Annotated in this window: 1 protein-coding gene; it reads right to left on the bottom strand. The window is 61.5% G+C overall.

What is annotated here, in order from left to right; translation table 11 throughout:
- Positions 1 to 895: hypothetical protein (locus tag EU800_RS27110; protein WP_165354866.1), on the bottom strand; the 895-nt coding region annotated here is incomplete at both ends.

Raw genomic sequence — 895 nt, 5'->3', positions numbered from 1 at the left:
GCCATTCGGGCGATGGCAGATATCTGCGGCGCGGTGCGGCTCAGGTAATCGTCGCCGGAATACCCCCACCAATCCCAGCATCCGTTCGGATTTCCCGCAAACCAGTTGTACCAGGGTGAAGGGATCTTCACCGCTTGCGGGTAGAGCACCACGATCCTGTTGGTTTCCGCCCAAAGATTGTAGCCGGTGAGACGCGGATAGTCCTCGCCGATGGTCTCACGACCCTGCTTGCATCCGTGTAACGCGATGTGCAGGCGGCAGGTTTCGCCGGCTGCACAATCGACCGGAACGTAGACGAAGGCCTTTTCGTCCATTCCGGCGGCGTTCTGGGTGTAGAGCGACTGATCGAAGGTCATGAGGCCACTGGTCCGCGGTGCAACCGGGTCCTCCAGTTCGCCGTAGAGCTGCGCAAGAATATCGCCGGCTTGGTCGATGTCGCAGTCGATCAGAAAGTCGGGACGGGTGGCGGCACAGGCGACCGGGCCTTGCTCCGTCACGAAGCCATGTCCGGCGTCGACTGAAGTGATGTAAGTGATGGCCTCGTCCGGCACGCCCAAAGACAGATACACTTGCTGCAGCGCATCCATTGTTGCGCTTGCCACCGTGTCGTCGGCTGCTCCGTGAAAAAGGTAGAGCCGATCCGAGGTGATACGATCCAACGGGTCGATGGCATTTTCCGCCGCCAGGTCCCGCATCATGGCCAGCGATTGCGCCGGGTCGGCATCCACGAAGAACGGGTCCATGCAAACATAGAGTGCCCGCCACACGGAATGATCGGCGCAACCGAAAGGGCCGCCCGCGACAATGCCAGCCCCGCCGATGGTGGTCGAAAATGCGACCTGCAACTGGACCGCCATGAAGGCGCCGCTGGACAGACCGGAGACGGTCGTTGCCT

Source organism: Tropicimonas sp. IMCC6043, from assembly GCF_004146235.1.
In the GTDB taxonomy this organism is placed as follows: Bacteria; Pseudomonadota; Alphaproteobacteria; order Rhodobacterales; family Rhodobacteraceae; genus Tropicimonas.
Note: the sequence above shows the minus strand (reverse complement) of the source record. Positions and strands in the feature narration are given on the sequence as shown.